Genomic DNA, 26,492 nt, shown 5'->3' with positions numbered 1-26,492 from the left:
GAAAAAAAGAAAGCGTATCAGTATGTGAACAACCGGGCACAATACCCCTCCGTTGCCCACATATCCTTACCGTGACCGGCCCGCCATCAGATACAGATTCCAGATGATGATGACGACATAAAGACTGAACTGCAGTGGGCGCGGGTCTTTATGCCCGGAGAGGGAGCCGCGCAGGAGGAGATTTAACTTTAATGCCCCGCGTTAGCGGTACATGTGAGCACCGCCAGCCATCGCCCGCATCTGGATTAAAAATAATGAACTGAGTGTGTCCTGATGTGATACGCGTGGGGCAGAGATAAAAATAACGATCCCCCGAACTTTATACAGGCTCACGTACAGGCTTATAGGAATGAAGGGCAAAAATAGAAGACAGCAGGTTAGAAACTCAGCCTCTATCATCCAGACGTTGGGCCATAGATTTAAAACCTGATTCCCCCAGGCTAAATACTTTTGCCGAGAATATGCAAGAGGCTGGTCTGCGTGGCGCTGGAAAACGTTTCATTTGTTAAGTGGCGCATGCCCTGGGCCTCATAAAAGCGCCGGGCGCCTTCGTTCCCTTCCAGAACCTGTAGCCACAGATAATGCTGTTCTCGCCGCTGCGCCAGCCGAAGCATTTCTTCGAAAATCAGCTTGCCGTAGTTTTTCCCCGTCTCACCTGGGGCAAGGTAGAGCTTATTAAGCAGGGCGCCGGAAAACGAATGCTCCGGCACCGGCAGGTTCCAGCTGATTTTGGCAAATCCCACCGGCTTTTCTACCTCAGCAATAAACCAGCTGACCCCAGGGCAGGCCAGGCTCTCGGCCAGCGTCTGCGGAGCGTATTCCTCTTCAATAAAAGCCTGAAGCTCCTCAGCAGAAACCCAGTGTCGCTCAAAGTGATGGCGATAACTTTCGCTCCCCAACGCAGCTAAGAGCGGCACATCTTCCAGCCTTGCTTTACGTATTTTCATACTCATGCCTTTCCCCCAACAAAGAAGATTTTTGCCATCAAAATTTGAATTTAAGCGATAGCGTCTAATAACTTAACCTTAAAGTAGAGCTCAGCGAAGCTTTTCACCTGGAGCTTACTCATTGCTGAACGCTTATGGAGGCTGATCTGCCGAATCGTTATGTTGAGAGAGTCTGCAATCATGGCGGGCCTATAGCCTTTTAACAAAAAGCGAATAACATTTATTTCATCGCAGTCTAAACGGCAGTACGGGCAGGAAGGCACGATACGCTGCCTTTTAGGGTACAGTATTTTCGCAATGGCTGAGTTGATTTTTCCGCCGATCGTATAACAATCATCGCTCAACGAAATAAAATAGATTTCTTCCCTGTACCAAATATCCTGAAGGAAAGTCTTCGCCCGGTCGGAACAAAATATGATCGACGGCGAAGGTATTCGGTGTCGAAACGCGCTGTTATAAAGCGCGTAGGCGTTATTTTCTGTAAAAATAAAAAACGGGATAAAACGCTGTCCGGTGATCCAGATACCCCATTCGGTGTAGTCGAGATGCATTCTTTCTAACAGCGTTAACAATCCGTCCAGATAAAAACATTCCTTTGCAACGATTCTCATATCCGTCATCACCTCAACCCATAAAAAGCATTCGGGCAGGCGCTAACCTGCCCGAATTTAAGGGCTTAGAAATTGTATTTCATACCAAACATCGCCGCAGCGTCGCTGTAGCCCGCATCCCCTATCTGCACGCCGACATTACCCCACAGATTCACCCGGGCGCTGATCTGCCCCTCGAGCCCAACTTTGGCTTCTGCAATATTGGTCGCGCCATTCTGGCCGATGCGAACCTCATCGAGGGTTGTTGCAAAACTGCGCGTGTTGTGCAGCCAGTTCAGCTCAACAAAGGGCTGGAACTCACGCTGCTTATGGCCATCGCGTGCGTGGTGGCTTTTGAGCCAGGTTTTAACCCCTAAGCGGGTCAGCACATTGCCGTCTCCCTCCTGACGGACGCGGGTGCCGTTCTCTTCCTGATGATTGTCTGCGCGAACGCCCATCCAGACCGCCTGGGCGTGTGGCTGCACAAACCATTCGTTGACGGTACCCTGGCTGCCCCAAAACTGGCCCAGTTTCCAGGCATAACCTGCTTCCAGCGAGGCGGTTATCCCATGCGACTTATAGGCTTCCGTCGCAAGGCTATCGCCCTTCACTTCGTTATTAAACCAGCCGTACTGAAGCCAGCTGTCCAGCCATGCGCCGGTGCGATCCTCTTCGTTAGCGTACCAGGTGCCGTAGCCGCCAATACTGTAGCCGTCCACCGTGCCTTTCGAACGATAGCCGCTGGATCTATTCTCCGTCGTGCTGCTGTTTTTTCCGTAACCCGCCATAACCCCAACATGCCAGCGGTCGGTGCCGTCCGTGCTCCAGCGAGCCACGTCGCCGCCTATCTGCGTCAGGTAACGGTTACTTTGTGTTTTTAGCTGCCCGCTGCCATCGCGCCAGACATTGTGGCCGCCAACCTGGCGTAGCCAAAGACTGGTCACCTCCCGCTGGCCGGTTAACGCATCAATAAATTGCGTCTCTCCGAGTCGGTCATGCAGGGTCATGATAAACAGGTTATTCGCTGCCGCGAGGTTAGCCGTATAGCTCCCGCCCTCAGGTCGAACGATAGGATCGACTTTCGGTTCGGGTGTAGGTGCAGGATCTGGCCCGGGTGTAGGTTCAGGATCTGGCTCGGGTGTAGGTTCGGGATCCACCGGGGTAAGCTGGCTGGTGAGATACCAGCTGTCGTTTTTCCTAACCAGATCGTAGTCGTAGGCTCCCGCAACAATACGGCCCGCCTTAACGAAGCTGCCTTGGGACGTTCCCTGCACATCAACCAGTTCGATGCCTTCCACGGTACTGGCCCCGTGTCCCCCCAAATTATTCACGCTAACGTGCGTTGTGCCGGGCAAGACGTCGCCCTGAACTATCAGCTTATTCGCCGGAGAATTATCGTCGCCAAGCACGCTGTTCATCACCATCTGCCCGCCATTACCGGCGTAATCGCCTGCTACGGTAAGCGAGTCAAAATTGTTCTCGTCGGTAAAAACGAGCGTGCCATTATTGGTCAGTTGCCCAACGACAGAGCGGTTATTAATATTCCAGCGGCTGCTCTCGTCGAGCATCAGCGAGGATGCATGGGTCACGGCTCCCGTCAGCACGGAGCCGGATGTCAGATTTACCGCCACGCTATTGGCCGGATCGTCCACCACAATGTCACCTTTCAGCGCGCTGCTGGCGGCATTAAATGTCACCTTGCTGTAGACGTTGTTGACGCCGCTGGCCCCGTCATCATAGTGCTGCACCGACATCAGTTGGCCGTTGCCACCGCTGATGTCGGAATCCTTGACGTTCAGCAGCAGTTCGGTCGCCGTAACGTCAATGGCCCGAGCCTGGGCAGCATTCAGCCCCACATTTTCCAGCGTCACGCTGTTACTGATTGCCGTTGACGATGAGCTGCCATTCACATAGAGGCCGCTCGCGTCCTCTCCTGTGGTAGAAATCGTGCTGTGCCTGACGTCAAGCTCTCCCCCCTGGCTCCAGAGGCCAAAACTTGTTTTTCCCGTGGTTTCGATCTGCACATGCTCCGCTTTGATTTGCGCATTGGGGTAGGCCAGCAGGCCCGGGGCAAGCTCGCCCGACGTCGAGATATGGCTATTTGTTAAGCTGCCTTGCCCACCGCGTGCGGTAAACATGCCCACGCTGCCTTTGCCCGAAGTGGTGACAGACAGGTTATCGCCGGTAATCAGGTATTCGCTGTACAAACCGTGGGCATTATCCCCCAACGTTTCAATGGTACTGCGGGTCATCCGGGCCTCACCCCGCTGGGCATTAACGGCAATAGCGTTATCCCCTTTTGTGGTGATTTTCGCGTTGTTCACTACGACGGAGGAGTCCCTGGATGCCACCCAGACGGCATCGCTGTATGCGCCTTCGGTAGTGAAAGTGCCGCCTTCAATCGCAATTTTTGCGGCTAAATTCGCGTTAACCGCATAGCTGTGATCGCCCTCAGTACTGGCAGAGACGTTATTCAGCGTCAGCTCCCCGGCCATCACCCTGATAGCATCGCCGCCCCGTGTGGCGATCGCCCCATTGGATGCCTGCACCACCGACGTTCCCTGGTTTGCCGTCCAGTAACCGTCCAGTACCAGACCCAGCGCGTTGTCCTGCCCGGTAATGTTAAATTTATCTAATGTTCCAAGGCTGTCATTGGCAAAGTAAACCCCGCTGCCGCCCTTGCCGGTCACGTTGACCTGCAAATCCTGCACGTTGAATTCGCTATTATCTATCCATGCGCCTCCCCCATTCTTTCCGGAACTATTAAGAACCAATTGAGAGGCGGAGACGGTCGCATTATTTCGCGCCTGGACAATAAAATTGCCTGTAACCTCATTATTCAACGTCGTGTTGCTTAGGGTGCTATTACCGCCGTTGATAATAATCGTGTCATTATTGGCCGCCCACGCGGGCGAACAGCCAGCCGCAAGTACGCTTAAAATACACAGCCGTTGGGGCAGTAAGGGGTTTAATCTCCATTTGATGTATATTTTATACTTCATTTTCAATTCCTTTTAAGTTGATCATTGCCTCACAGGCAAAGGGTGTTTCTTTCATCGCGTCCGCAGCGGGCAATAAATGATGCGAACCGATAAAATTCGGCTCTATTTGCCGCCCCCATTTTTCGGCTGGCGTTACGATAATGCGTGCTAATGGTTTTTCTTGAGCGATTAAGGATCCTTGAAATATCGGTGCTGTTGTACCCCCGACCAATCAGAATCATTACATTATTTTCAGTATCAGAGAGCTGTGCATATTTCTTTAGCCCCAGGCTCCAGTAGGCCTCTTCCTTGTTGATGAGCAGGTTATAATCCGAACGCGCAATCGCAAGTATCTTGCCGATCTTCATGGATATGTCGTTAAGCGTTTGGTTTCTGGTTAAAAATGGAACATGGACAATTATTTTTTCATTCTCCTTGTATCCGCCATCAAACGAAACTTCATTATTCCGTTGGTTATTAATTTGAATCGTTACTCTGTCATCCTGAAAGATAATGTTAGCGATGTCATAACTCATTTCTTCGGACGGTAATAAAAAACAGACCTCACCGAGGCTTTCATCAGCAAGTTGGTTAGTAATTAAGAGGCTCAGTCCCGATGTCTGGTAATAGTTAGAATCCAATAATAATATGTTCAACATACTTCACACCCATGTGTTGCGATTCCCATCCAAGTTGCAGCTACTCCAGGGCATACGAAATGCTTGTCAGAAAAGACAAAGTGAGCGAATAGAAACAACTTATGGTAAGTTAAGCCATTCAGACATAACCTATCCGGCCCCTGACGTAATGCCTTCCTTAAATATTTTCCTCCATACGAAGATGAGAAAGATTAAGCTAACATACTGTTAAAGATAGAAAAACAGCCTATGTGATTAAACCAACCAGAGATAGAGACTAATTTTAATGAGACACAAAAATTGGTGCAGGAGGATAAACGCCCCTCCTATTCTTAGATTAAGACTTTGTTGGAAGTCGGACTTAAGTTTACCCTCAACCCATAAAACGATCAAATATATCATTAACATGCGTTTTTTCAAAATTATCGTCTAGATAATAGGCTAAAATATAGTATTTTAAACTGCAAACAATAAAAACAGCCGCGCACATTAATATAATGCGCAGCAATTTATTACACAGGAAGCATGGGGATTTAGCTAATGAGGATATTTTGAGATAAGTAGCCAGGAAAAAAGCCCGACCACATTTCTTAAAGATAAGAACACCCAGAAATGGGCATACCCCAAAGAGTAAATCTGTGATGCACTTATAGCAACTTCAAATCGACTTTTTCAGACTCAAAGTCATAACGCCCGCTCATGCATAAATCAACCGGCCTGGGCTGCCAGTATATGAGCCCGCGGATTTCGAACGGTATAACGGCATGCCGGGCTACACCCTCCTTATCCTGCAGTGAGCGGACGATAAGCGTCTCAGGAATAATTCTTGGCTCAAAGCGTAAAATAGTGTTACGAATCGTTTTTTCTATAACACTCCAATTCTTGTGATTTTCCTGGGTGCCTATCAAGGCCGGCACCCCATAATTGAGAACAGAAGCCATAATTAGCTTATGTTGCTGCTCATTTAGTCTATCTTCTATATTGGTATGATTAATAAGATCAACAATCTCCTTTTGAACCAGACTCCGCATCCCCTTTATGTCAATTAATCTCGCGCGATCGTGAGGACTTTTGGGTTCATCGTCCTGCAGGCGCTGTAGCAGCGTGGGAAGATATTGCTGCTTTCGTTCTGAGGGATTATTCGAAAACAATGTCGCCAACTTCCATTATTGAACGATCGCTAATATCGGTCACCAGCACTTTACGCCCGGTACCCGCCGAAAGATCTTCAGACAGCGTTATCCACTCTGTTTTCAGTCCCAATTTTTTTTGCTGATCGTCCTGAGGTTCTACGGGGTAACGGGCAGGGATATACCCGTGGTATACCTCATCGGCAACCTTGATGGTTGCAGGCAGCCAAATCAGATCAAGCAAATCGCCAGGGGTGGAAACGCTGAGCGTTTGTATTGAGGCAAACGGCAGCCAACGATAGCCTCCTGCACAAATAAATTCGCAGACCGGCCCCAGGCGGCCATCGCTGTCGGCTATCCACTTGAATGCCGCCAGCGTGTCGCTTTGCCCTGCGCTTTCAGGCGCAAGCTCAAAAGCCTCATCGCGAGAAAGCGCCGCCAGTCGGGTCTGCCCCTGATAATGCTCGACGTTCGCCTGATGGAGCTTTTCCATCCATAACGGCATTTCTCCCTGCAGCGTCGCAGCCTGCCGTTCACCGGTTAAAACCTGCAAACGCTGCATTTCGCTGAAGACCAGATTTTTATACAGCTCTGTCTGCTTGTGCAGGGCATCGTCCAGCAGCGCCAGGGTTTGCAGCTGCAACAGCGCCTTGTCCCAGCTCCCCTCGACGCAGTAGAGCTTAAACAGCACTTCACGAGCTTTAAGATCCTGTGGATTCGTTTTAACCTGCGCCAGCACCTGCTCTAGCAGCGCATTCAATGACGCGTTTTTAAGCGCCTGGGTAAGTGAAGTAAAATCCTGCATCATGACAATTCCTTTAATTAGTAATAAGAGTCCAGACCCACTTTATTGAAGTCCTGAAATACCAGCTCAGGCACCGTATTTTTTCCTTTGGCCGCAATGTGCTCGGGCGACAGGGCAAGCAGCAAGTCGGTTTTTTCCTCCTCGCTAAAAATGTCATCCGCCGCTTCGCCACGTTCCAGCTCTGGCCACACCTTCTCCATGAGAAAATCTTTAGCAACAATACATTCGGTCAGCGTCTTGCCTTTGATTTGCGCGTTGACATCATCAAACCGCAGATCCGTTTTGATGATGTAATCGGCATGCTGAGCCATTCCACCTGAATAGCCGCCATCCTGCTCGCGCCAGATGAGAAAACGCTTGTATTCAACCTCAAGCGTTTTCAGCACATCATTGCCCCTGGCCTGCGCGAGGATAACGTCATTGAAATAGCGTAAGTCGTTGATGTAATGCCCGCCGTTGGGCAGGATATCTTCAACCTCAGGCACCTTATCCGCAGACTGCCATGCACCGCCGGGATAAATCAGCCGATAGAAAGTTTGCTCATCGACGTCAGTGCTGTCCTGGCTGACAAAGCCCAGTTTGAAGTGGCCTAGCTGCAGCTGGCTTTTATCGTTCAGCGGCTGGCTGCACCCATAGGCCACTTCGCAGCCATCAAGCAGGCACACATGGTGCAAGCAAAGGCTTAACATCACCGGTCTTGCCAGATGCCAGTAGAAGATGACGGCATCCTGCCCGGAATGGGCGTTATGGATGCCGAAACAGCCACTGGCTACATCAAACACGGCAGCCGTCTCGGCCGTCAGGTTTCTGGGCAGCGCGACAGGCGGGCGTGAAGCAGGCCATTCAAAGTGAATATTCACGGCTTAGCCTATGTAGACATCGCCGGAACCGGTGGCGACAACCGCGCCGCAGCCGGTCACGTCCCCCAGGCGCGCTGCCGGTAAACCGTTGATAAAGACCGACCCGGAGCCTGTCGCTACGGGGGCTGCCCCGTGCCCCAAAGCACAAGGCGCGACGCTCATACCAGCCATTGCCGCCGGCAATCCGTTGATATAAACATCACCCGATCCACTGCATAATGCTCCGCCATGCGCGGTCGCATCTCCTACTCGTCCTGCGTTTTGCATCGTTCGCACTCCTTAATAAAACAGTCAGGGCGGAGGCAAACGAACCACCGCCGTAATCATTTGAATGTTAAGGCTCTATTGTTTCACTTCCGGTCGGCGTCTCCGTTGGTGTCTCCGTCGGTGTCTCCGTCGGCGTTTCCGTCGGTGTTTCCGTTGGCGTTTCCGTCGGTGTTTCCGTTGGCGTTTCCGTCGGTGTCTCCGTCGGTGTCTCCGTTGGCGTTTCCGTCGGCGTTTCCGTCGGTGTCTCCGTCGGCGTTTCCGTCGGTGTCTCCGTCGGCGTCTCCGTTGGCGTTTCCGTCGGCGTTTCCGTCGGCGTTTCCGTCGGCGTTTCCGTCGGCGTTTCCGTCGGTGTCTCCGTCGGTGTCTCCGTCGGTGTTTCCGTCGGTGTTTCCGTCGGTGTTTCCGTTGGGGTTTCCGTCGGCGTCTCCGTCGGCGTCTCCGTTGGCGTTTCCGTCGGTGTTTCCGTCGGTGTTTCCGTCGGTGTTTCCGTTGGGGTTTCCGTCGGCGTTTCCGTTGGCGTTTCCGTCGGTGTTTCCGTCGGCGGTTGAGTTGGCGTTATCGTTGGCGGCGGAGGCTCTGGCGTTGGCAGCGGTGGTAAAGGAATAACCACACCAAACAGAGCCGTAATAGCCGGCAGCCCCGGCAAACCAATCATACCGCCACCGCCGCCACCGCCACCGCCGCCTCCGCAGTTGTCACCGCAGTCGCCAGGGTTAATATCCACTTCGCCGCCCTGGATAATCACCTGGTCTGAGCCGACGATTTTGATTTTCTTCGCGGAAATAACCAGCTCGCCCCCCGCGGAAAGCGTCATCGCCCCGCCGGCCACCATGGTGCTCGCGCCCCCAACGGCCAGGGAATGGTAACCGCCTACGTTGACCTGATGTGCGCCCCCAACGGAAAGCGAATGGTAGCCCCCAACGGCAGTCATAAATGCGCCGCCGACGTTGATGCCTTTTGCCCCTAAAACATTGTCGCTTTGGCTGCCGCCTACCTGGATTGCCAGCGCCGCACCGATAATGGCGCTGCTGTTCCCGATAACGTCAGACATGTAGTTGGCCCCGACAAAGAGGTTGCGCGACAGGCCAACATTCACGTTAGAGTTCATGCCTATGGTCTGGTCTTCGTTCTGTTTCGTCAGGCGACTCATGTTGCGTTCAGCCTGCTCCCAGTACTGCTCCAGCCCCGGCTTATCCTCAAAACGGATCCCGTTAAAGTTGCTGCGACCGCCGCCTACGGTGCGGCTAACCAGCCCGCTCTGAGTGGCGTTAACCGGGAGATCCCAGGGCGGCATGGTGACGTTGTTGTAGAGGCTGCCGGTGATAAGCGGCCTGTCAGGATCGCCATTGATAAAATCAACAATCACTTCGTGACCAATGCGGGGAATGTAAATCCCACCGAAATTGTTGCCGGCCCAGGCCTGGCTCACTCGCAGCCAGCAGGAGTCCGATTCACGGTTTTTGCCGTAGCGATCCCAAAGAAAACGGACTTTTACCCGGCCATATTCATCGGTCCAGATCTCTTCCCCCGGAGGGCCAACGACGATAGCCGTTTGTGGACCGCTGGTTTTTGGCCTCGCCACCGTCATCGGGTGACGATAAATCTTGGTCGTCGGCTGAACGGTAAAGTTACAGCTATAAAGGAATTCATCGTGCGACGAGAGCTGATCGATTTCCTCAACCAGCAAATGGCTACGCAGCACCATGTACTCACGGTTGGCCTTTTCAACGGGATAGTTAACAAGCTCAAAGTCGCAGCCGCAGACAATCCCACGAAGTTCACCGGAACCTTCACAGCGGGAGCCTAAGGCGCCACGCTCTTCCATGCGGACGCGCGCAAGCTGCTCCCCGATGCTCGGCTGTTCGTAATCTCCCGGCCAGTGGAAGATCTCCATCTGGTTGAAGCTGGTCTTCCGAGGTTTGCTGTCCAGCGCCATGATATCGGCGCGTGATTTGGTGAAGTCGTAGTCATTCGTTACCCATTTCCCGGAAGTAATGGTCTCCTGGAAATGGAACTGGCTGACGTATTCCTGATCCATTTTTGGACGGTCTGAAGCGTACTGAATAACGTGATAAGCCTCGCTGGAGAATCGCTTATGCGCGCCCACGTTATCCACGAGGATCAGCTTATGACTGCCCTCGCTATGCTCGAAGAACCAATAGATCCCCCACTCTTCCATCAGGCGTTCAATAAAATTGAAATCCGTCTCGCCATACTGAACCTGGAAATCGAGAAGCGGATAATTCCCTGCAAGGCGCTTCTCAAACGGGAAGTTATAGTCGCCCAGCACCTCATCGATAATGGTCACCACCGATTTTTGCTGGAAAATTTTAAAGTCAGCCGTCAGCTCAGCGAGGTGCAGCCAGGGGCGAATAATAACTTCATACAACGCCTGATAGCCGTCGCGGCCAACATAGCGGGCACGCTGAACCATGCCGGAAATTTCACGAATCTCCTGACCGACACCGTGAACGTCTCCCAACCCATTCCCGTCGAGTTCAATATGAACCGTCATCTCTTTACCAATCAGCGACTTCAGGTCGACATTAGAAGCTGACTGCCAGGGTATTTGGGGATTGGCTGGCGTTTTAGCGGTAATCGCGTAGCTGTAGAGGGAGGAAAGTGACTCTTCCCCTTCCAGCTTCGAGATAACCAGCGCGGGTTCCCCAAGCAGCACAGGCATCGCCGGGCTGCTTAATCTAATAGTGCGTGACATGTAATCACCCGATGCGTTGTCAATAACTTAGAAGGATGCGTCGGGCGGTTTAGCCTCAGCGCGTCGTAAAGGGATCCTCTGAGAATCCACTATTTTTCTGTGCCGGCTTTGCCGCCAAATCCAGATACCCGCCTCCTGCTCAATACAGTCGGGCCAGTTCTTCCACGGCATAGCCTCAACACCATCACGGTTATGAATGCGATAATCTTCCTGTGACCCCTCCCTGAGTAACACCTGAGAATGATTTTTGAACTGCCAGGCTGGCGTCAGCACCAGCTTCTCCCAGAGCGGCGAATACGCTCGCCTCAGCGCTTTAACCCACTGCCACAGCGGGCGCCAGTTTTGCCCGGCCACGTCGCTATCGGGCACATTGTTTAAAATCCTTGATGCCCAAAAGGGCAGTGGACATTCATCCTGCAAATTTTTCTTCAGCCACGGCCAGGGCGCTTCGCCATAAATAATGACCAGCGAGGGAACGCCTCCTTTTCCAGGCCGCAGCATAAAAGCACCGCAATAAGCGTCGTGCCCTCGCGACGAAGGTGACGAAATAACAAACGACCACGGATAGTGCTCAGGTAAATAGTCGTCCGGTAATGAGGAGCCAATGCCCGGCAGAATCTGTTGGGTAATAATGGAGCGCACCTCTCGCTGCTTTTTCCCTCTTCTGCGAAACAGGCCAGCCCGCGACTCATCAACAAGTAAATACAGGCGTAGCAACATATTTTCCTCTGGCGAATGGTGGAGACGGCTATGCGTCTCCGGGGCAGCGAAACGCTTTTAAGAGATCCCGGACGGGGATGTCTTTATAGGTCAGGCCTGAAACCTGAATATTTGCCCGTCGCGAATCCAGCTTATAAACCAGCACCGTGTCATCACCTTCGCTGGCCACCATATCGTCGGCGCTGTCCATCCAGCGGAACAATGCCCACGGCCCGCTGAAGCTCAGGGACGAGGTGCCCGCCGTCACGCGCGGAGTCGCATTGATGCTGACCCTTGACGTCATGCGCGAGGCAGGCCAGACGAGAGAAACAGGGGCAACCGGCCAGTGGGCATAGCTCACCTGTTTGCCGTCAAAATTCATGTTCAGCTGCGTAATGGCCGGATCCAAATAAGGCACCGCAATGTCGAAGGTGAGGGAAAGTTTGCGCCCGCCTTCAGACTGGAAGAACGCGTCGCGAATCTCAGCGGCCTGCTCAAACACCTCCAGAGTGTCTTCGTTACCCTCGACGTCACCCTTAAAGCGCCACGGATGCGAAGAGGTATCCACCTTGTCCGCCAGGTTCTTTTTGAAGTACTCATCCACCAGGCCACCCGCGGCAAAGAAGCGTTCGAAATCAGACGGTTTTACGTCACGCTGGCTCCAGGCAAACGGGTAACGCCCCTGCAAAGTTGCGCGGCAAACGCGCCCCAGGTTTTCATCTATCCCTTCGCTGCTTTTGGCGATGGCTTCCTGGTTGGCCCGCGTCCATGCCCCGTCCAGCAGAGGGGCAATCACATTCGGTAACGGATCGGGCCAGGTTTGCGACTCTGCGCCAATTTTTCTGGCCGTGCCGGATAACGCCACGGCATTACCGTTCTTAAGCGCATCATCGTAAATAACGAACAGCGTGTACTGCTCGCTTAACGCGCCAAGCAGCTTGCTCAGCTCCGCCCCCGGCCCCGCGTTACGCTCTCCTTCAGCCGGTTCACGGCTGCCGGTCACAAACTCGCGTAGTGGAGAAAAGTGGTCATCCACCCGCTCCCGCAGCAGCTTTTTTTCCATCGCGGCATAGGCCAGGCTGACCTTAGCGGCGGCATTCAGGATCCGTCCTTTATTCGGGACGTTATCGAGCAGCGATTTATCCTCTTTCCCGACCAGCGTCGTTTCCCGCACCGCCCGGGTCACCAGGCTTGCCAGCGGAGAATCAGAGGCGCTCAGCGCCCGCAGCATATAAATATCTGCCGCCACTCCCGCGCTGCCGTAGCCCAGCGGCAGTACGTCCGTTTTGATACGAATATTGCTGAGAAAATCCTGCCAGTGCCGCGTGTACTCATCGAGATAGAGCGCCAGAACCTGCTGCTGTATGGGATTAACCAGCACGCCGTTGCCGGCCATTTTTACCTGCGGCTTTGCCTCCTGGCTGCCCTGATCTTCCCCATTCCCGGACACCCAGGCATCCTCACGCTCCAGCCACATCAGGCCTGGATCCATTTTTTTTTTAAACACGTCGTAGTAACCCGAACGGGTAAATAGACCGGGAATGGCGATTTCAGCGTGTTCATCAATCACGGAGAAAAGCTCACCGCTGCGTGACTTCGCCATGTCACTGAGCGTTAAATCAGCAGGCGCATCCTGAGCGGCGGCGTCTTTGAGACGCTCATACAGCCGACTGGCCAGGTCCTGACGCTGCAGTATGGCGCGCGCATATTTCACCAGCCCGTCGTCAGCGGGCTGGCCATAGCGGCGCCACTCTGGAGAAGAAAGCAGATTTCTCAGATGGGAAACAAAGATCTGGCGCTCCTCGTAAGGCTGAAGCTTGCCGCGAGCCTCCCACAGGTTAGTGATGCTCTCCGTCAGAGACTGACGATCGAATTTGCCCTGTCCAAAAACCTGCAGATACAGCTTCAGCTGGTCATAGATACGTTCAGGTTTTCCGCCATCAACCGCTTCCTGTAACGCCAGCGTGGCCTGCTGTTCAATCTGCGGCAGCAGCAGACGCTGCAGGAAATACTGGTACAGCGAACCCGAGGCCTCAACCACATCCGTGCCGGTGTACAAGCCATAGCGCCAGTCGAGGGTCGGGTTAAAGACGTCGAGAGAGCCATACTCCGGCAAAGACTGCGCCAGCATTAAGGTACGCGGCAGCAAATTATCGTTTGCCGAACTGACGAATCGATTGACCTCGCCGCCCAAAACGGCAACCCGGGTCTTCACCTCGGCGAGATATTCGCTGTTGTTCCCGTAGCTGTTGTAGAAGCCATTCAGCAGAATAAAGGCGATAACAACGCTAAGCGTGTGGCCCAGCAAACGCTGTAAACGGAACTTCGATTCATTCGCCAGGTTATGGCGCGCCAGGTCTTTGTCTTTGACGATCACGTCACTGAACAACTGCTTAAGGAAGTACTGACGCCCGTATGAAACGTCGCTTATCAGGAAGTCCCTGTCTTTTGGCTGCGCAATCAGGGTGGCCATCACCGGCGGCGTTTTATGCTCCACGTAGTTGAACCACTTGCGCATGATGCTTTGGTTATTCACCAGGCTAAAGTCGACCGGCTGATGGCTGCTACAGAAATAGATCCCGCGCAGCAGGGTATAGCTCTGCGACTCGTTATAGCGGGAGGCAAAGAAGATGTTATGCACCACATCCGCCACCAGGCCGGAGAGCAGATGGAAGTCCTGCGGCAGGGCATACATTTTTTTGCGATCGCGGTTGTCGTACTCTTCCTGCTGACGAACGATCATGTCACGCTCGATCCTCTCTTCCAGCAGGGCCAGTTCGTCTCTGATTTGCCCGCTCAGCTCGGATACAGGCTCGGTGCGCGCCTCGCCGTAAGGGAAAGTCACGCCCCAGACCTGCTCACGCTCCTGCTCGGTCAGGATCCTGAAATACTCGGCAAAACCGGGAAGCTGATCGAGTTTGGTGACGAGGACATAAACCGGGAAACGCACGCCCAGCGTCTGGCGCAGATCCTCAATTCGGGCACGCAGGCTCGCCGCCAGCTCAAAAAGTTCGGCGGTGCTTCGCCCCAGGAGATCGGCGGCGGAAAAAGTGACGACGGCGCCATTCAGCGCTTTGACCGGCCTGTGTTTTTTTAACGCTTTGAGTATGGCCCGCCACTCACTAAGGCTTTGCTCAGGGTCACTGACGTACTTGCCTGCGGTATCCACATAGATGGCGTCATTGGCGAACCAGCATTTGCAGTTACGCGTCTGCACGGCGGATTTGCCCACTTGATTAAGCTGCTCCGGCACCGGGAAGTTCTGTCCGGAAGCCAGAATCGCCGAAGTTTTCCCGGCATCATCAGTGCCGAGCACCATGTACCACGGCAGCAGATCGAGCGGCTTACGCGCTAAAATCACACGCTGGAAAAAAGAGAGCGTACTGCGATTTTTGTTCACATAGTCGACGGCGTTGCCAATGGCGGCAGCCGCTTCTGACGTATCATTTTCAACCGTAGACGTCTTGCCGCGGGTGAGTTTATCCAGCAGTTTTGGGTTGTCTTTCAGCGCCAGCAGCAGCAACCACAGGCCGTAAAGCAGCGCCAAAAACAGCATAACTGCAATGACCATCAGCCTGATGCTCACCGGCTCCAGCGGATGTTTTTCGCCCACCAGGAGGAACGGCCCCAGCACCCAGACCACCACGCAAAGTGCCGCAATCACCATGATGAAGACCGGCCAGCGTAGCCAGATCCCGGCGAGGCAAAATGCCGCCAGCAGGATAAAAATAATGCGTGACTCAACGCTAAGCAGCGGGCGCGACTCGCCAAACCCAAAGAACGGCCCCAGGAACCAGATAGCGGCAACCAATAGCCCGATACAGCACATAATCAGCAGCGTCTTCAAAAACCGCGCCGCGAAGACTCTATTCAAATAAGACATTGTCGCTCTCGTTAATACGTGACAAAAAACTCTACGCGGCGATTCTTCGCCCGTCCCTGAGCGGTAGCATCAGAGGCCACCGGCTGGCTGCTGCCCACCCCTTCGACTTTCACTTTGCTCTCCGGCACGCCCGCCTCAATAAAGTAGCGGGCCACTTCGGCGGCTCGTTTTTCTGAAAGTACTACGTTGTTGGGTAAGCCCGGCCGGCTGATCGGCGTGGCGTCGGTGTGGCCGACAATCACCAGATCGCCGTTAACGCGACGGACTTCACGGGCCACGCGTTCAATCACGTTGATCATCTCAGGCTGGACTTTGGTTGAGCCGGATAAGAACAGGGAATCGCCCTTCAACACGACTTTGCTTTGCTTTTGCGTTTCATCGACGCTAAGCAGCTGCCGTTGAATTTCATTGCGGAGCAAAACGCTCAGCCTGAGCCGCATTTTCACCGGCGGCGCGCTGACCTTAATATTCTTCATCGCATTGATATCACTGATGATTCTCGTGCTATTCACCAGCAACGAGTACTTACACCAGATAAAGGCCGAGGCCACCAGAATGCCCGCGCAAAGCGCGGTCAGCCGGACAGGTACAATCAGCCTTTCCCGCCGGGCCGGGCCATGAGGCTGAAGTCCGTGCGGTGACAATGCAGGCGGCGTGGTGTTGCGCGTGCTTTGTACCAGGGTCAACAGGCGCTGGCGGATCTTGGTGAGCTGGCGATCCCCGTCCTCAATGATGCTGTATCGGCCCTCGAAGCCGAGGCCAAGGATGCGCAGCAGGACCTCAAGGACGTCAGCAAACTCGGTCGGGTTCATCGACAGGCGACCGATGAGCAGGAAGAACTTGTTCCCGCCATCGTTATCCCCTTCAAAGTGGTTGAGCAGGTTGCTCTGAGACCAGCCCGCCTCGAGCCCCCACGGCGCGGTGTGTGCCGCTTCATCCAGCGCGGTGCACAGGCAATAGCGAACTATCGCCATTTTTTTCCACGGGATGTTCACTTCATCGCAGACGATGCCGAAGAGATTAATCTGGCTCTTAAGCGTATTTTTCAGGATCTCAACGTGCGTTAAATCGCCAATCTGCTCCGGCATATCGCTCAGCGCACGCAGCAGCGGCTGAGCGGCTTCAAGCAGCGGATTCTCAGCGGCGCTGACCTTGATCATGCGCTGCTGAACGCTTTCGCTTCTTAACGCCCGGTCATCGCCTGTCCTGGTCTCGCTATTTTCCCCGGCGCGGCCCTGAGCCGTCGGCGTGGCTTCCGGCTCCTGGATCCAGTCCCCCTGCTCATCAAGAAGAAAACGGCCCAGCGCCTGAGGAGAGGTATCGTCATCCTGCATGCCCCCCGGCGTTGGCGTAGCGTGCTGATTAATCTCGTCTTTCATCAGGTCCGGATTCCCCAAAGTTCCATTTTCAGGCCAGGGAACTCACCGGCAACGTGCAGCGCCAGCGCGCCGGTTGCCGAGATTTTTTCCCAGAAAGGTCCGTTTTTAAGCAACTCGAAATACACGTACCCGGTGCTGTAGGGAATCTGCCGCGGCGGTACCGGCAGCCCCTGCAGAACCAGCCCCGGCAGGTGGGAGCGCACCAGCTCGTGCAGCTGCTGTGGCGCGCTGATTTTGGCCTGGGCCTGGAACTGCTGATGCAGCACATCCATCGGCAGCTGCGCGTGAACGGCCAGCACCAGGTTAGAGAAGGAACGCAGCTCGTTCGGCAGCACGGAAGCCGCCCACACGCCGTTGCCTTTCGCCTGCAGGTCAATGAGCTGGCCCGCACGAACCAGAATCTGGTTCAGCAAATCGTGTACATCATCGACCAGAGGACGGATCGAAGGATAAAGCCGCGCATGATCGTATCCCGGCGCAGGTTTTGGCCGACGCTTTTTGGTTCGAACAAAGGTCGAAAGCTCCCCTGCCAGCTTGGCCAGCTCTTCGTAAAGCACAATGGGCGGTAGCTCGGGTATGTGGCGTAAATGGTCGAGAATCGGCTCGTACTTGTTGAAGATCTGCAGCAGCAGGTAATCAACAATTTCGGCGCTGGCGCTGGCTTTGCCGTCAGAGGAGGAGAGGCGATTAGCCAGCATGCCGGCACGCATTTTTACCAGACCATTAAGGTGCGTCAGCCATTCACCCAGCAAAGGATTCGCCGCATAGCCGGTCACCGGCGGGATGTAGTCATCCGTGTGAAGCAGCACGCTCCCGTCTGGCTGAATCGCTTTCACCCGCGTCAGCGGAAGACCAATCCAGGATTCGGTCATTTCAGTTTCAGAGACCAGCTTGAGCCTCAGTTGGGCAATCTGTACGGGTTTTGGCCCCTGGCGAATGGCGTTGGTATCGCAGAGCTCGGCTTCCTGAGCGCGGAAACGCGCCAGCGAGCTGGCGTCATGCTGGCTGAAGATCGTTTCATCGCTGTTATCCAGACGCAGCGGCACCGCCAGATAGATCATTTTGCCCAGATGTTCAGGCAGGATCGTCAGCGGCTCAGGCAAATCGGCATGATCGGGGACATCGAACGGCGTGCCGTCGGGCAGGACGCCGCGCGCGGCGCGCAGCACCAGTTTGCCGTATGACAATGCCTCACGATCGATTTCGTACTGCGAGAACCCCCAAAAGAAAGGGCTGAGCGTCGACGCTCTTTTGTGGGCAAAATATTCAAAGTAGCGTTCTTGCTGTTGAAAAAGCTGCGGGCGCAAAAACAGCCCTTCACTCCAGACGACTTTATTTGTTCTCATGGTTTAATCCATTTTTTTAATTGTAATTGCTGTTTTTTGGAAATGTGCCTGCAGGGTCAGCGAGTCGTCGCTGAACATGTTCCGCCACCACGATGTTTCCTTTTCCGGTCGCGTCCATGTCGCCAGCCAGATAGCATTATTTAGGTCACGATAAGCACCAATAAACCCCAGGGTTCTGCCGTCACCATCAGGCTTAATTGTGACGCTACGCGACTCACCCGGCTGAAGGATGGCCTCGTACTCTTTTGATATAGCGGTTTGCAGGGTTTTATTATTTCCTTCTACAATTTCAAAAAAATCGGCATTGGTGAAAACATCCCGCTCTTTGACGTTATAAATAAATATATTGAGCGGTGCCGGATGGCCGCCATCGTTAGGATTAATATCTTTGTCTGCAATCAGATTAATTTTTATTTCACTGCCAGCAGGCTGCTTATCGTTACTGCTGCTGCAGGAAAATAACAAAGTCCCCAGCCCAATAATCAGCAGACACTTCACAAGCGCTACCCGGCAATTCTTTCTTTCTGTTTTGCAAAACATATCCCTATCCACGCACTTTATTTCCTGAACGATGTGTATCGAATTAACGCGCGACCCGCGCAGGGAGCGAAATATCCCGCTCCCCCGCCTGGAGAAAGTTTTGCCGCCGAAGCGGCAAAACCTTTGATAACCCCGCAGTATTAGCTGCGCAGGTTAGCTTTAACGTCGTAGCTGGTAGAAATAACGCCGGATTTAGCGCCTTCTGCATTCTGCATCACGTAGTCCTGAGTGAGTTTGGTGAAGGCGAAGGTCACCTTCTCACGTGGACGCGTTTCGTCTTCGCTGGAGCCCGCAGTTTCAACGTGAGTAATAATCACATCGGTGAATTTCAGCGTCAGGTATTCCAGCGGATCGCCACCGGCTTTACGAATAACAAACTGAATGTCTTTGATGTGCTTACCGGACAGGCAGTAGCTCAGCAGGTTGGTGCTGGCCTTGTCGACATAGTGCTCGAAGCAGAAATCGTCCACCGTAGCTTTACCGGAACCGCCGCCGGAGCCGCTGTGCATATTTGAGTGCTGTGAGCTGGCCCAACGCCATGCGAGCACTTCAATTTCATTTTTATGGGTAGCATCCAGAGACTCGCCTTCGATGCCATCAATTTTAATAAACATATCCTGAGCCATAATATTTCCTTTTCAGCTCTCATTTAAGAGTGTCACACAGTGTGCAACGTTAAAATTAAGTCGTAGAAGCAATTTCATTATGATGAAAATTCTCTACAACATTTTCGGCGCGCAAGAATCCCCGGCGCGGCCGCACCTTTAAAGAATAATGAAGTGATTATTCTTTATTTAAATTGCCTGAATCAGACAACCATTTTTGAATTGCCTTATCAGGCAACGTCTTTCAGCGAAGGTAATTTGGCTACCATACGCAGTGACACCGTCAAACCTTCCAGCTGGAAGTGTGGACGGAGGAAGAACTTCGCCTGGTAATAACCCGGGTTGCCTTCAACATCCTCAACCACCACTTCGGCCGCGGCCAGAGGGCGGCGAGCTTTCGTTTCCTGAGAAGAGTTTGCCGGGTCACCGTCCACATAGTTCATTACCCAGTTGTTCAACCAGCGCTGCATATCTTCACGCTCTTTGAAGGAGCCGATCTTGTCGCGCACGATACACTTCAGGTAATGCGCAAAACGCGAGCAGGCGAACAGGTAAGGCAGACGTGCGGACAAATTGGCGTTCGCCGTTGCGTCCGGATCGTAATATTCGGAAGGTTTCTGCAGCGACTGGGCGCCAATAAAGGCCGCATAGTCAGTATTTTTACGATGCACCAGCGGAATAAAACCGTTTTTGGCCAGCTCGGCCTCACGGCGGTCAGAGATAGCAATTTCGGTTGGGCACTTCATGTCCACGCCGCCATCATCGGTCGGGAAGGTGTGGCACGGAAGATCCTCCACCACGCCGCCGCTTTCTACGCCGCGGATCATGGTGCACCAGCCGTAATGTTTGAATGAACGGTTGATGTTCACCGCCATCGCATAAGCGGCGTTAGACCACACATATTTGCCGTGATCGGCCCCGTCGGTGGTTTCTTCGAAGTTAAAATCATCCACCGGATTGGTATTGATGCCGTAAGGCAAACGCGCCAGGAAGCGCGGCATCGCCAGGCCAATGTAACGAGAATCTTCCGACTGGCGCAGCGAGTTCCAGGCCGCATATTCCAGGTTTTGGGTGAAGATTTTCGTCAGATCGCGCGGGTTAGCCAGTTCCTGCCAGGAATCCATCTGCATAACGGACGGCGCCGCGCCGGTAATAAATGGCATATGGGCGGAAGCCGCCACTTTACCGATGGACGAGAGCAGATCTACGTCCGGCGCGCTGTGGTCGAAATGGTAATCCGCCACCAGGCAGCCGTAGGGCTCGCCGCCAAGCTGGCCATACTCTTCTTCGTAAATTTGCTTGAACAGCGGGCTCTGATCCCAGGCAATCCCTTTGTAACGCTTCATGTTGCGGCGCAGATCGTTTTTAGAGATGTCCATAAAGCGCAGCTTCAGCTTTTCATCCGTCTCCGTGTTGTAGACGAGATAATGCAAACCGCGCCATGCGCTTTCGAGGCGCTGAAACTCTTCGTGATGCAGGATCAGGTTGATCTGCTCGGAGAGTTTCATGTCGATCTCGGCGATGATCGCGGCAATGTTTTTATAGGCGTCATCGGCCATGGTGATCGAGGTGCTTAGCGCCTGCTCTGCCAGGGTTTTTACGGCAATTTCGACCGCGGTTTTCGCCTGATCGGACTTTGGCTTAAATTCACGGGTCAGCAAAGCGTTAAAGTCGCTTTGGGTGGCGGCCTGCGGGGCTGCCTGTTTATTTGTTTCTGCTTGAGTAGCCATTATTATCTCTCTTCATCACTTTTGGGACGCGGCTTCATCAGCCTGTTTTGGCTTTGGCGACGAAGCCAGCGTGTTCAGCAGCGACTTATCGTTCAACACTTTCATGACCAGGCTTTCCGCCCCGGCTTTACCGTCCATATAGGTTTGCAGGTTGGCAAGCTGGGTTCTGGCTTCAAGCAGCTGGGATAACGAATCGACTTTGCGTGCAATGGCGTCGGGGGCAAAATCGTCCATGCTGTCAAAGGTCATATCAACCATCAGCTGCCCTTCGCCCGTCAGGGTATTCGGGACTGCAAACGCCACGCGAGGGCGCATAGCCTTCATACGCTCGTCAAAGTTATCGATGTCGATGCTGAGGAACTTTCTGTCGGCGACCGGGGGAAGCGGCTCAAGTGGCTTGCCGGACAAGTCCGCCAGAACGCCCATAACAAACGGCAGTTCAATCTTCTTTTCACTGCCATAAATTTCCACGTCGTACTCAATCTGTACGCGCGGAGCACGGTTTCGTGCGATGAATTTTTGCGAGTTGCTTTTGCTCATAGTAGTCAATACTCTTTAATAACCGTTTATGGATAAACCGTCGCTTGTCGGATGGTCAACGTTCAAATAATCAGCAAGCCTCCCTGTTATTTATAAACAAGCTCGACCCCCGCCACGGCGTGAACCTGGCCCGCGGTGACGGTCGAGTTCCCTTTTGCGTAATAGCTCGCTGTAAATCTGTGGCTCAATGGTTCGGCCGTGGCGGAAATAACGTAATCCTGCCCTGAATCAGCACTATCAATAATGACCTGCGAACTATTTTCTTTACGCAATCTAATTTGAACGCCGCGGCTTAAGTCCGTTCCGCTGCTATTCACTAAGTTTCCCGTTTCGGTATCAGCTGCAGAAATGGTGCTATTAAAAAATACCGTTATCGTTCTGCTGGCCGGGCAATCCTTGAGCGTAATATCGAACGGAACGCTGCCGGCCTCATTGCCGTCGCGGCTAAGCGAGGCCACGGCGACACGTGGGAGCGTCACAATTTCATTGCTGCTGGCGTTATTGATCGCCACACTGCAGGTTTCATCGGTGTAATTACCGGTAAAGAAAACATCTATCGAACAATTCGTTGAGCAGGCGTTCGCCGCGGCGAAAAACTGAGCGCCCACCAGGGCCGCATAGCACAGGCCACGGAAAGTGCCTCGCCCGCCGGCAAGAGTATTCATCAATGACATAAGACCTCTACCTGAGTAATAGAGCCACGCGCGCCCTTCATTTTATTTGCAATATTGCTATCGGAATAAATAGTGCAAAGTCGCTGACCGGAAGCACTTTTTAAATACAGATTATTTTTCTCAGCCTGCCAGCCACGAATAAAGGCCATGCCTCCCTGACCAATAATACCGAGGCTGGCGTCACGCTCATCGTAAACATCCATCCCGATTGGCAGCGGCTCACCCTTGCTATCTTTCACAATCAATACAACCGGCTCACCGACGAGCGTTTTCACATTCACTTTTACCGCTGCACCCATGCGCGGGATGACCGTGCTCTCGCTTTCCAGGACGTCTACCGTGTCCGGCAGGCCGCGGGTATTCACCGCCACAATATTTTCCCGGTAAGGCGTCAGCGAAGGCACAATGGCGAACCCATTGCCATCAATTTGCGACCCATAGCCATTCAGCATTCTCGCGCCTTTGGCGCCTTCCGCCTCAACGAGGGCAAACGGATAGTCGCCCAGGCGAGGCCCGGCAGTGATCCCGCCCTGGTGCGCCACCAGGCTGCCGTTGGCCGAGAACGAGAGCTGGTTCGATTTATTCCCGACGGAGGCCGTTGATCCGAACTGGCCAAACGGCGAGTTGTAGTTCACGTTGCCGTTGAACGCGCTGCGCGTCCCCGCGTTTCTCGCTTTGTTAACGGAAGTCCCGACGCCGTAGCTCAGTTCGTTTTGCTCGCCCTGGCTGCCAATGGCGTTCATCTGTACCGCACTGCCGCCCTGGTTATCGTGGCTGACCGAGGAATAAAGTGAGTTAAACAGCGGTTTGCTGGTCATGCTCGCTCGGCCCAGCGGCACGCTGACGGACAGCATCACGCTATCGATATTCTCCCCGTCGCTGTTATAGGCCCGGGACGCAGACACCGCCCAGGAGAAATAGCGCTCGGATTTGTTGTACGACAGCATGTACTGGCTGGTGGAAGACCTGTCGTCCCAGTAGCTATAGAAGTTGCCGGACAAATTCAGCCTGGCGCCATTCCACAGCGGCTGCCCGACGTTCACGGTAAAGCGCTCTTTGGTCCGGTAATCGACGATAAAATTATCGCTTTTGGCCCCATAGCGATCTAACGCCGCGTCCCTCAGGCTATAGAACCCTTTCGAAGAGTAGCGGTAAGCCGCAAGCGTAACGTCGGTAGACGTCGTATCCAGATATTTACTGAAGCCAACGTTATAGCTATTCCCGGTGGAGACTCTGCCATTACCAAGCTCACTGCGTGCGCGGGTAATATCCATTGAAACCCCGCCCAGCGGCGTGTTGAAGGCATGACCAATCCCCAGTGCGCTGTAGTTATCGGCCAACTGCCCGCCGCCGTATAACGTGTACATGTTGCCGATGCCGTACTGGTAAAATCCCTGCGCCAGCCCCGGCTCTTCTTTCAGCGAGTCATCCTTCAATTTGCCCACGGTGACGTCGAAGCGTGATACGCCATCGTGAAGCAGCATCGGCGGTGAGGAAAACGGTACGAGCTGGGTTCTCTGGCGCCCGTCAGCCTCGGTCACGGTAACCTGCAGATCGCCGCCATAGCCCATAGCCCCGATATCGCTCAGTTCAAACGCGCCAGGTGGCACGGTCGTTTCATACAGGACCTGCCCTCGCTGCCTGACCTGAACTTTGGCGTTGGTCTCCGCAAAGCCACGCACCAGCGGGGTGTAATAGCGAAGCCCATCCGGCAGCATACGATCGTCGGACTGGAGCTGGACGCCTCTCACCGTCATGCTGTCAAACAGATCGCCGCTGGTTGTGCTGTCGCCCAGCGTGAGCTGGCTTTTTAACACCGGGATATCGCGCTGAAGATACGTAAACAGGGACTGGCTGTGGGACGATTGATCGTTGCTCCAGCTGGTATTGAACCGTTTACGCAGCCGCCAGTCGAAAAAGTTAAGTCCCGCCAGCATGCCAAGATTACCGCTTACGGAATGCCCGTCTTTGCTGTCAAACCGATTGTTAGTCTGCTGCACATAGACGTTGGAGTTGTAATCCAACAATCCAATGGGTACGCCAGAATCCCACGTATTGGGGTCGGTATAGCCCCTTGGGTACTGAACCGTGGAGGCCTGAGGAACCGTCAAATCGAGATAGAAGTCGCCGGGCTGATAGCTGGCGCTGGCTCCGTCAACCCAGCGGTCAAGCGTGGCGCACTGTTTGTCTCCGTCATCTCCGGCGGTATGCGCCGCGCCGTCGAGCGGGTTATGTGACACTTTAATGCCCATTCGACCCAGCTGCTCCTGGCTAAAACAGGGCACAGCCCCGACGCTGCCGTTTACGTCCTTGAACAGAACCTTGTACTGGCCCCGCCCTTCTCCATTGACCGCAACCTGTACGCTGTATTCTCCGGCTGGAGCAGGGTTTCCTTCAAAATACCGAGAGACATCAACGCTCTGCCCATGGATAAAGGCGCTGTTAAATTTCACGCTTTCCGGGCGAGAACTCTGTTCATTTCTGGTCGGCAGGCTGGCGGTATTTCCCTGAGCCAGTACGGAAAAGCTAGCTCCTAAAGAAGCCATAAGGATATGGCGAACAGCAAACGCGACTTTCGATTCGCGCGTGACTCGTCGTGCATATTTCTTGCTTTCTTTTAGTCTCACGTCCCTGACTCCCTGACCACAAAGCGTGGCTATCCGGCCTTAAATAAAAAGCATTTCTGGCTCAGTTGAAAAACCGATGAAATTTATTGCAACTTTCTTTCTATTGTTAAGGTATTTCCCGAGGCGGGAATTAAGCGATATTCAATTACGCTGCCATAATCATTAATGACACGAACGACTGCACCGCTAATAGCACCCGATACAGAACCTTTATTTTCTGGTAAAAACACTTTGCTGCTAAAGGGCGCGATCATATCCACTGCCAATGGCTGCTTTACCGTCCCGGACATCAGCGATGCGCTATCAAAAGAGAAATGGTAAGGCGTAGGATTGTTCACTTTTATGCCTTTTCCTGCCCCCAGATTTTCCCAGGTCAGTTTACCAATCTCCTGAGAGCTGCTGCTCTTCAAGACCGACGGACGGTAAAATATTTTAATTCGGGTGCGGAAGGCCAGCTCCAGATGATCCGTTTCTTTGGCCCCCTCTTTCATTGGTGGGATCTCTAACATATTGAACCAAAATACAGATTCTCGATCCTGAGGCAGATTCATGCCATTGTATATCAGACGGATACTTTGCCCTTTGCCCGGATCAACACGATACACGGGCGGCGTAGTGGTAAAAGGAACTTTTATCTTATTAATGTCGTCATTTTTACCACCATCATCGACCCAAACCTGTACCAGCAAAGGCGACGGGCCTTTATTTGTCGTACGCACCGTCTGCTCTCTTTCACCGCCGGGAAATATAATCCGGGTACCGGATATCGTCATCCCAGAAAACGCCGACTGGGAGACGGCCAGCAGGAGAATAAATAAAGCTGTCAGTTTTGAGAATATTGCATATTGATATTTCATAGCACGGCCCTGCGCGTATAACATCTACCTGATAATGAAAGCAGGTTTTAAGAATGGGGCGATTGCTCGCCCCGCACTTCATTTAGAAGCAAACCTGTTATGGGTATGCCAGGGTGTAGCTAGCTTTCGCCTGAACCAAACCTGCGGTAGTGGCATCGGTCGCATAGTAACCACCGTAGTAACGCATAGTCGCTTTACCGCCAGTTACAGGGGCCGGAGCACCGGTTTCGCCCAGTTTCAGCTGCTGCTCGTCGGAGTTGTACAGACGAACTTCAACTTTGGTTGCGGCACCGGTGGTCGCGCTGTTGGTCAGGTTACCGGTCTGGCTGTTTACGCCGCTGCTGCCGACGGCTTCGAAGTGCGCAGCCACCTGAGTGATGCCGGTAGGGCAGTTTTCAACGTTCAGATCAAAACCTTTAGAACCCGCGGTTGTGCCGGAGGCATTCAGGGTCTGGATAGACACCTTTGGCAGCTGAACCTGGCGATCGACAGAATCGCTGGCGATGGTGCAAGTTTCGGCAATCAGTTGACCGTTGAAGGTGACGGTGCCCTGCGTTTCATCCGCCGCCAGGGCAGAAGTTGATACCGCAGCCAAAGCCATGGCGCACAGCGTCATTTTAAAATTGCGCATGATATAATTCCCTATATTTCAGTAAGTAAAAACTTTATAAACAGTAG

At 53.4% G+C, this 26,492-nt stretch carries 21 protein-coding genes; all 21 read right to left on the bottom strand.

What is annotated here, in order from left to right; genetic code table 11:
• Positions 1–440 precede the first annotated feature (440 nt).
• A complete protein-coding gene (locus WFK85_RS16075; protein ID WP_336708911.1) occupies positions 441–947 on the bottom strand; it encodes a GNAT family N-acetyltransferase in 507 nt (168 codons plus the stop codon).
• 50 nt (positions 948–997) lie between these two features.
• Positions 998–1,558, bottom strand: a complete 561-nt coding sequence (locus WFK85_RS16070; protein WP_008454391.1) for a helix-turn-helix domain-containing protein — start codon at positions 1,556–1,558, stop codon at positions 998–1,000.
• A 65-nt stretch (positions 1,559–1,623) separates the two neighbouring features.
• Positions 1,624–4,539 (bottom strand): autotransporter outer membrane beta-barrel domain-containing protein, encoded by a 2,916-nt coding sequence (locus WFK85_RS16065; RefSeq protein ID WP_336708910.1) that lies wholly within the window; start codon positions 4,537–4,539, stop codon positions 1,624–1,626.
• A gap of 29 nt (positions 4,540–4,568) precedes the next feature.
• Positions 4,569–5,177: a helix-turn-helix transcriptional regulator gene (locus WFK85_RS16060; protein ID WP_008454387.1), complete on the bottom strand. Its 609-nt coding sequence runs from the start codon at positions 5,175–5,177 to the stop codon at positions 4,569–4,571.
• 626 nt (positions 5,178–5,803) lie between these two features.
• On the bottom strand, positions 5,804–6,307 hold the full coding sequence (locus WFK85_RS16055; RefSeq protein WP_008454385.1) for a type VI secretion system baseplate subunit TssE: 504 nt from the start codon (positions 6,305–6,307) through the stop codon (positions 5,804–5,806).
• The gene (locus WFK85_RS16050) at positions 6,294–7,094 is read right to left on the bottom strand and encodes a type VI secretion system accessory protein TagJ (protein WP_008454383.1); all 801 of its coding nucleotides are present in this window, start codon (positions 7,092–7,094) and stop codon (positions 6,294–6,296) included. The genes WFK85_RS16055 and WFK85_RS16050 overlap by 14 nt, the downstream gene beginning before the upstream one ends.
• A gap of 14 nt (positions 7,095–7,108) precedes the next feature.
• Positions 7,109–7,951, bottom strand: coding sequence for a TagK domain-containing protein (locus WFK85_RS16045; RefSeq protein WP_008454380.1), 843 nt, complete (start codon positions 7,949–7,951; stop codon positions 7,109–7,111).
• A 3-nt stretch (positions 7,952–7,954) separates the two neighbouring features.
• Positions 7,955–8,218 carry a PAAR domain-containing protein gene (locus tag WFK85_RS16040; RefSeq protein ID WP_008454379.1) on the bottom strand — a complete coding sequence of 88 codons (264 nt, stop codon included), beginning with the start codon at positions 8,216–8,218 and terminating at the stop codon, positions 7,955–7,957.
• 67 nt (positions 8,219–8,285) lie between these two features.
• A complete protein-coding gene (locus tag WFK85_RS16035) occupies positions 8,286–10,934 on the bottom strand; it encodes a type VI secretion system tip protein TssI/VgrG (RefSeq protein WP_205246503.1) in 2,649 nt (882 codons plus the stop codon).
• Between the two features lie 27 nt (positions 10,935–10,961).
• On the bottom strand, positions 10,962–11,654 hold the full coding sequence (locus WFK85_RS16030; protein ID WP_008454376.1) for a hypothetical protein: 693 nt from the start codon (positions 11,652–11,654) through the stop codon (positions 10,962–10,964).
• A 28-nt stretch (positions 11,655–11,682) separates the two neighbouring features.
• On the bottom strand, positions 11,683–15,516 hold the full coding sequence (gene tssM, locus WFK85_RS16025) for a type VI secretion system membrane subunit TssM (RefSeq protein ID WP_166994313.1): 3,834 nt from the start codon (positions 15,514–15,516) through the stop codon (positions 11,683–11,685).
• A gap of 11 nt (positions 15,517–15,527) precedes the next feature.
• On the bottom strand, positions 15,528–16,895 hold the full coding sequence (gene tssL / locus WFK85_RS16020; protein ID WP_166994311.1) for a type VI secretion system protein TssL, long form: 1,368 nt from the start codon (positions 16,893–16,895) through the stop codon (positions 15,528–15,530).
• Positions 16,895–18,241 (bottom strand): type VI secretion system baseplate subunit TssK, encoded by a 1,347-nt coding sequence (tssK, locus tag WFK85_RS16015; RefSeq protein WP_336708909.1) that lies wholly within the window; start codon positions 18,239–18,241, stop codon positions 16,895–16,897. The genes tssL and tssK overlap by 1 nt, the downstream gene beginning before the upstream one ends.
• A 3-nt stretch (positions 18,242–18,244) precedes the next feature.
• A complete protein-coding gene (tssJ, locus tag WFK85_RS16010) occupies positions 18,245–18,781 on the bottom strand; it encodes a type VI secretion system lipoprotein TssJ (protein ID WP_166994309.1) in 537 nt (178 codons plus the stop codon).
• Between the two features lie 140 nt (positions 18,782–18,921).
• A complete protein-coding gene (locus WFK85_RS16005; RefSeq protein ID WP_008454370.1) occupies positions 18,922–19,407 on the bottom strand; it encodes an Hcp family type VI secretion system effector in 486 nt (161 codons plus the stop codon).
• 209 nt (positions 19,408–19,616) lie between these two features.
• Positions 19,617–21,116 (bottom strand): type VI secretion system contractile sheath large subunit, encoded by a 1,500-nt coding sequence (gene tssC, locus WFK85_RS16000; protein WP_008454369.1) that lies wholly within the window; start codon positions 21,114–21,116, stop codon positions 19,617–19,619.
• 15 nt (positions 21,117–21,131) lie between these two features.
• Positions 21,132–21,656, bottom strand: a complete 525-nt coding sequence (gene tssB, locus WFK85_RS15995; protein WP_008454368.1) for a type VI secretion system contractile sheath small subunit — start codon at positions 21,654–21,656, stop codon at positions 21,132–21,134.
• 86 nt (positions 21,657–21,742) lie between these two features.
• Complete coding sequence (locus WFK85_RS15990; protein ID WP_008454366.1) at positions 21,743–22,330, bottom strand: fimbrial protein; 588 nt, start codon at positions 22,328–22,330, stop codon at positions 21,743–21,745.
• The gene (locus tag WFK85_RS15985) at positions 22,321–24,957 is read right to left on the bottom strand and encodes a fimbria/pilus outer membrane usher protein (protein WP_008454364.1); all 2,637 of its coding nucleotides are present in this window, start codon (positions 24,955–24,957) and stop codon (positions 22,321–22,323) included. The genes WFK85_RS15990 and WFK85_RS15985 overlap by 10 nt, the downstream gene beginning before the upstream one ends.
• A gap of 83 nt (positions 24,958–25,040) precedes the next feature.
• Positions 25,041–25,814 carry a fimbria/pilus periplasmic chaperone gene (locus WFK85_RS15980; RefSeq protein WP_034807630.1) on the bottom strand — a complete coding sequence of 258 codons (774 nt, stop codon included), beginning with the start codon at positions 25,812–25,814 and terminating at the stop codon, positions 25,041–25,043.
• Positions 25,815–25,911: 97 nt separating this feature from the next.
• A complete protein-coding gene (locus tag WFK85_RS15975; protein ID WP_008454360.1) occupies positions 25,912–26,445 on the bottom strand; it encodes a fimbrial protein in 534 nt (177 codons plus the stop codon).
• Positions 26,446–26,492 lie beyond the last annotated feature (47 nt).

This window comes from Cedecea sp. VD22 (assembly GCF_037150195.1).
Lineage (GTDB): Bacteria > Pseudomonadota > Gammaproteobacteria > Enterobacterales > Enterobacteriaceae > Cedecea.
Note: the sequence above shows the minus strand (reverse complement) of the source record. Positions and strands in the feature narration are given on the sequence as shown.

Bases quoted from the DNA above. Each gene is read 5' to 3' on its own strand.
- WFK85_RS16075 (WP_336708911.1), bottom strand. From the start codon at position 947: ATGAAAATACGTAAAGCAAGGCTGGAAGATGTGCCGCTCTTAGCTGCG.
- WFK85_RS16070 (WP_008454391.1), bottom strand. From the start codon at position 1,558: ATGAGAATCGTTGCAAAGGAATGTTTTTATCTGGACGGATTGTTAACG.
- WFK85_RS16065 (WP_336708910.1), bottom strand. From the start codon at position 4,539: ATGAAGTATAAAATATACATCAAATGGAGATTAAACCCCTTACTGCCC.
- WFK85_RS16060 (WP_008454387.1), bottom strand. From the start codon at position 5,177: ATGTTGAACATATTATTATTGGATTCTAACTATTACCAGACATCGGGA.
- WFK85_RS16050 (WP_008454383.1), bottom strand. From the start codon at position 7,094: ATGATGCAGGATTTTACTTCACTTACCCAGGCGCTTAAAAACGCGTCA.
- WFK85_RS16040 (WP_008454379.1), bottom strand. From the start codon at position 8,218: ATGCAAAACGCAGGACGAGTAGGAGATGCGACCGCGCATGGCGGAGCA.
- WFK85_RS16035 (WP_205246503.1), bottom strand. From the start codon at position 10,934: ATGTCACGCACTATTAGATTAAGCAGCCCGGCGATGCCTGTGCTGCTT.
- WFK85_RS16030 (WP_008454376.1), bottom strand. From the start codon at position 11,654: ATGTTGCTACGCCTGTATTTACTTGTTGATGAGTCGCGGGCTGGCCTG.
- tssM (WP_166994313.1), bottom strand. From the start codon at position 15,516: ATGTCTTATTTGAATAGAGTCTTCGCGGCGCGGTTTTTGAAGACGCTG.
- tssL (WP_166994311.1), bottom strand. From the start codon at position 16,895: ATGAAAGACGAGATTAATCAGCACGCTACGCCAACGCCGGGGGGCATG.
- tssK (WP_336708909.1), bottom strand. From the start codon at position 18,241: ATGAGAACAAATAAAGTCGTCTGGAGTGAAGGGCTGTTTTTGCGCCCG.
- tssJ (WP_166994309.1), bottom strand. From the start codon at position 18,781: ATGTTTTGCAAAACAGAAAGAAAGAATTGCCGGGTAGCGCTTGTGAAG.
- WFK85_RS16005 (WP_008454370.1), bottom strand. From the start codon at position 19,407: ATGGCTCAGGATATGTTTATTAAAATTGATGGCATCGAAGGCGAGTCT.
- tssC (WP_008454369.1), bottom strand. From the start codon at position 21,116: ATGGCTACTCAAGCAGAAACAAATAAACAGGCAGCCCCGCAGGCCGCC.
- tssB (WP_008454368.1), bottom strand. From the start codon at position 21,656: ATGAGCAAAAGCAACTCGCAAAAATTCATCGCACGAAACCGTGCTCCG.
- WFK85_RS15990 (WP_008454366.1), bottom strand. From the start codon at position 22,330: ATGTCATTGATGAATACTCTTGCCGGCGGGCGAGGCACTTTCCGTGGC.
- WFK85_RS15980 (WP_034807630.1), bottom strand. From the start codon at position 25,814: ATGAAATATCAATATGCAATATTCTCAAAACTGACAGCTTTATTTATT.
- WFK85_RS15975 (WP_008454360.1), bottom strand. From the start codon at position 26,445: ATGCGCAATTTTAAAATGACGCTGTGCGCCATGGCTTTGGCTGCGGTA.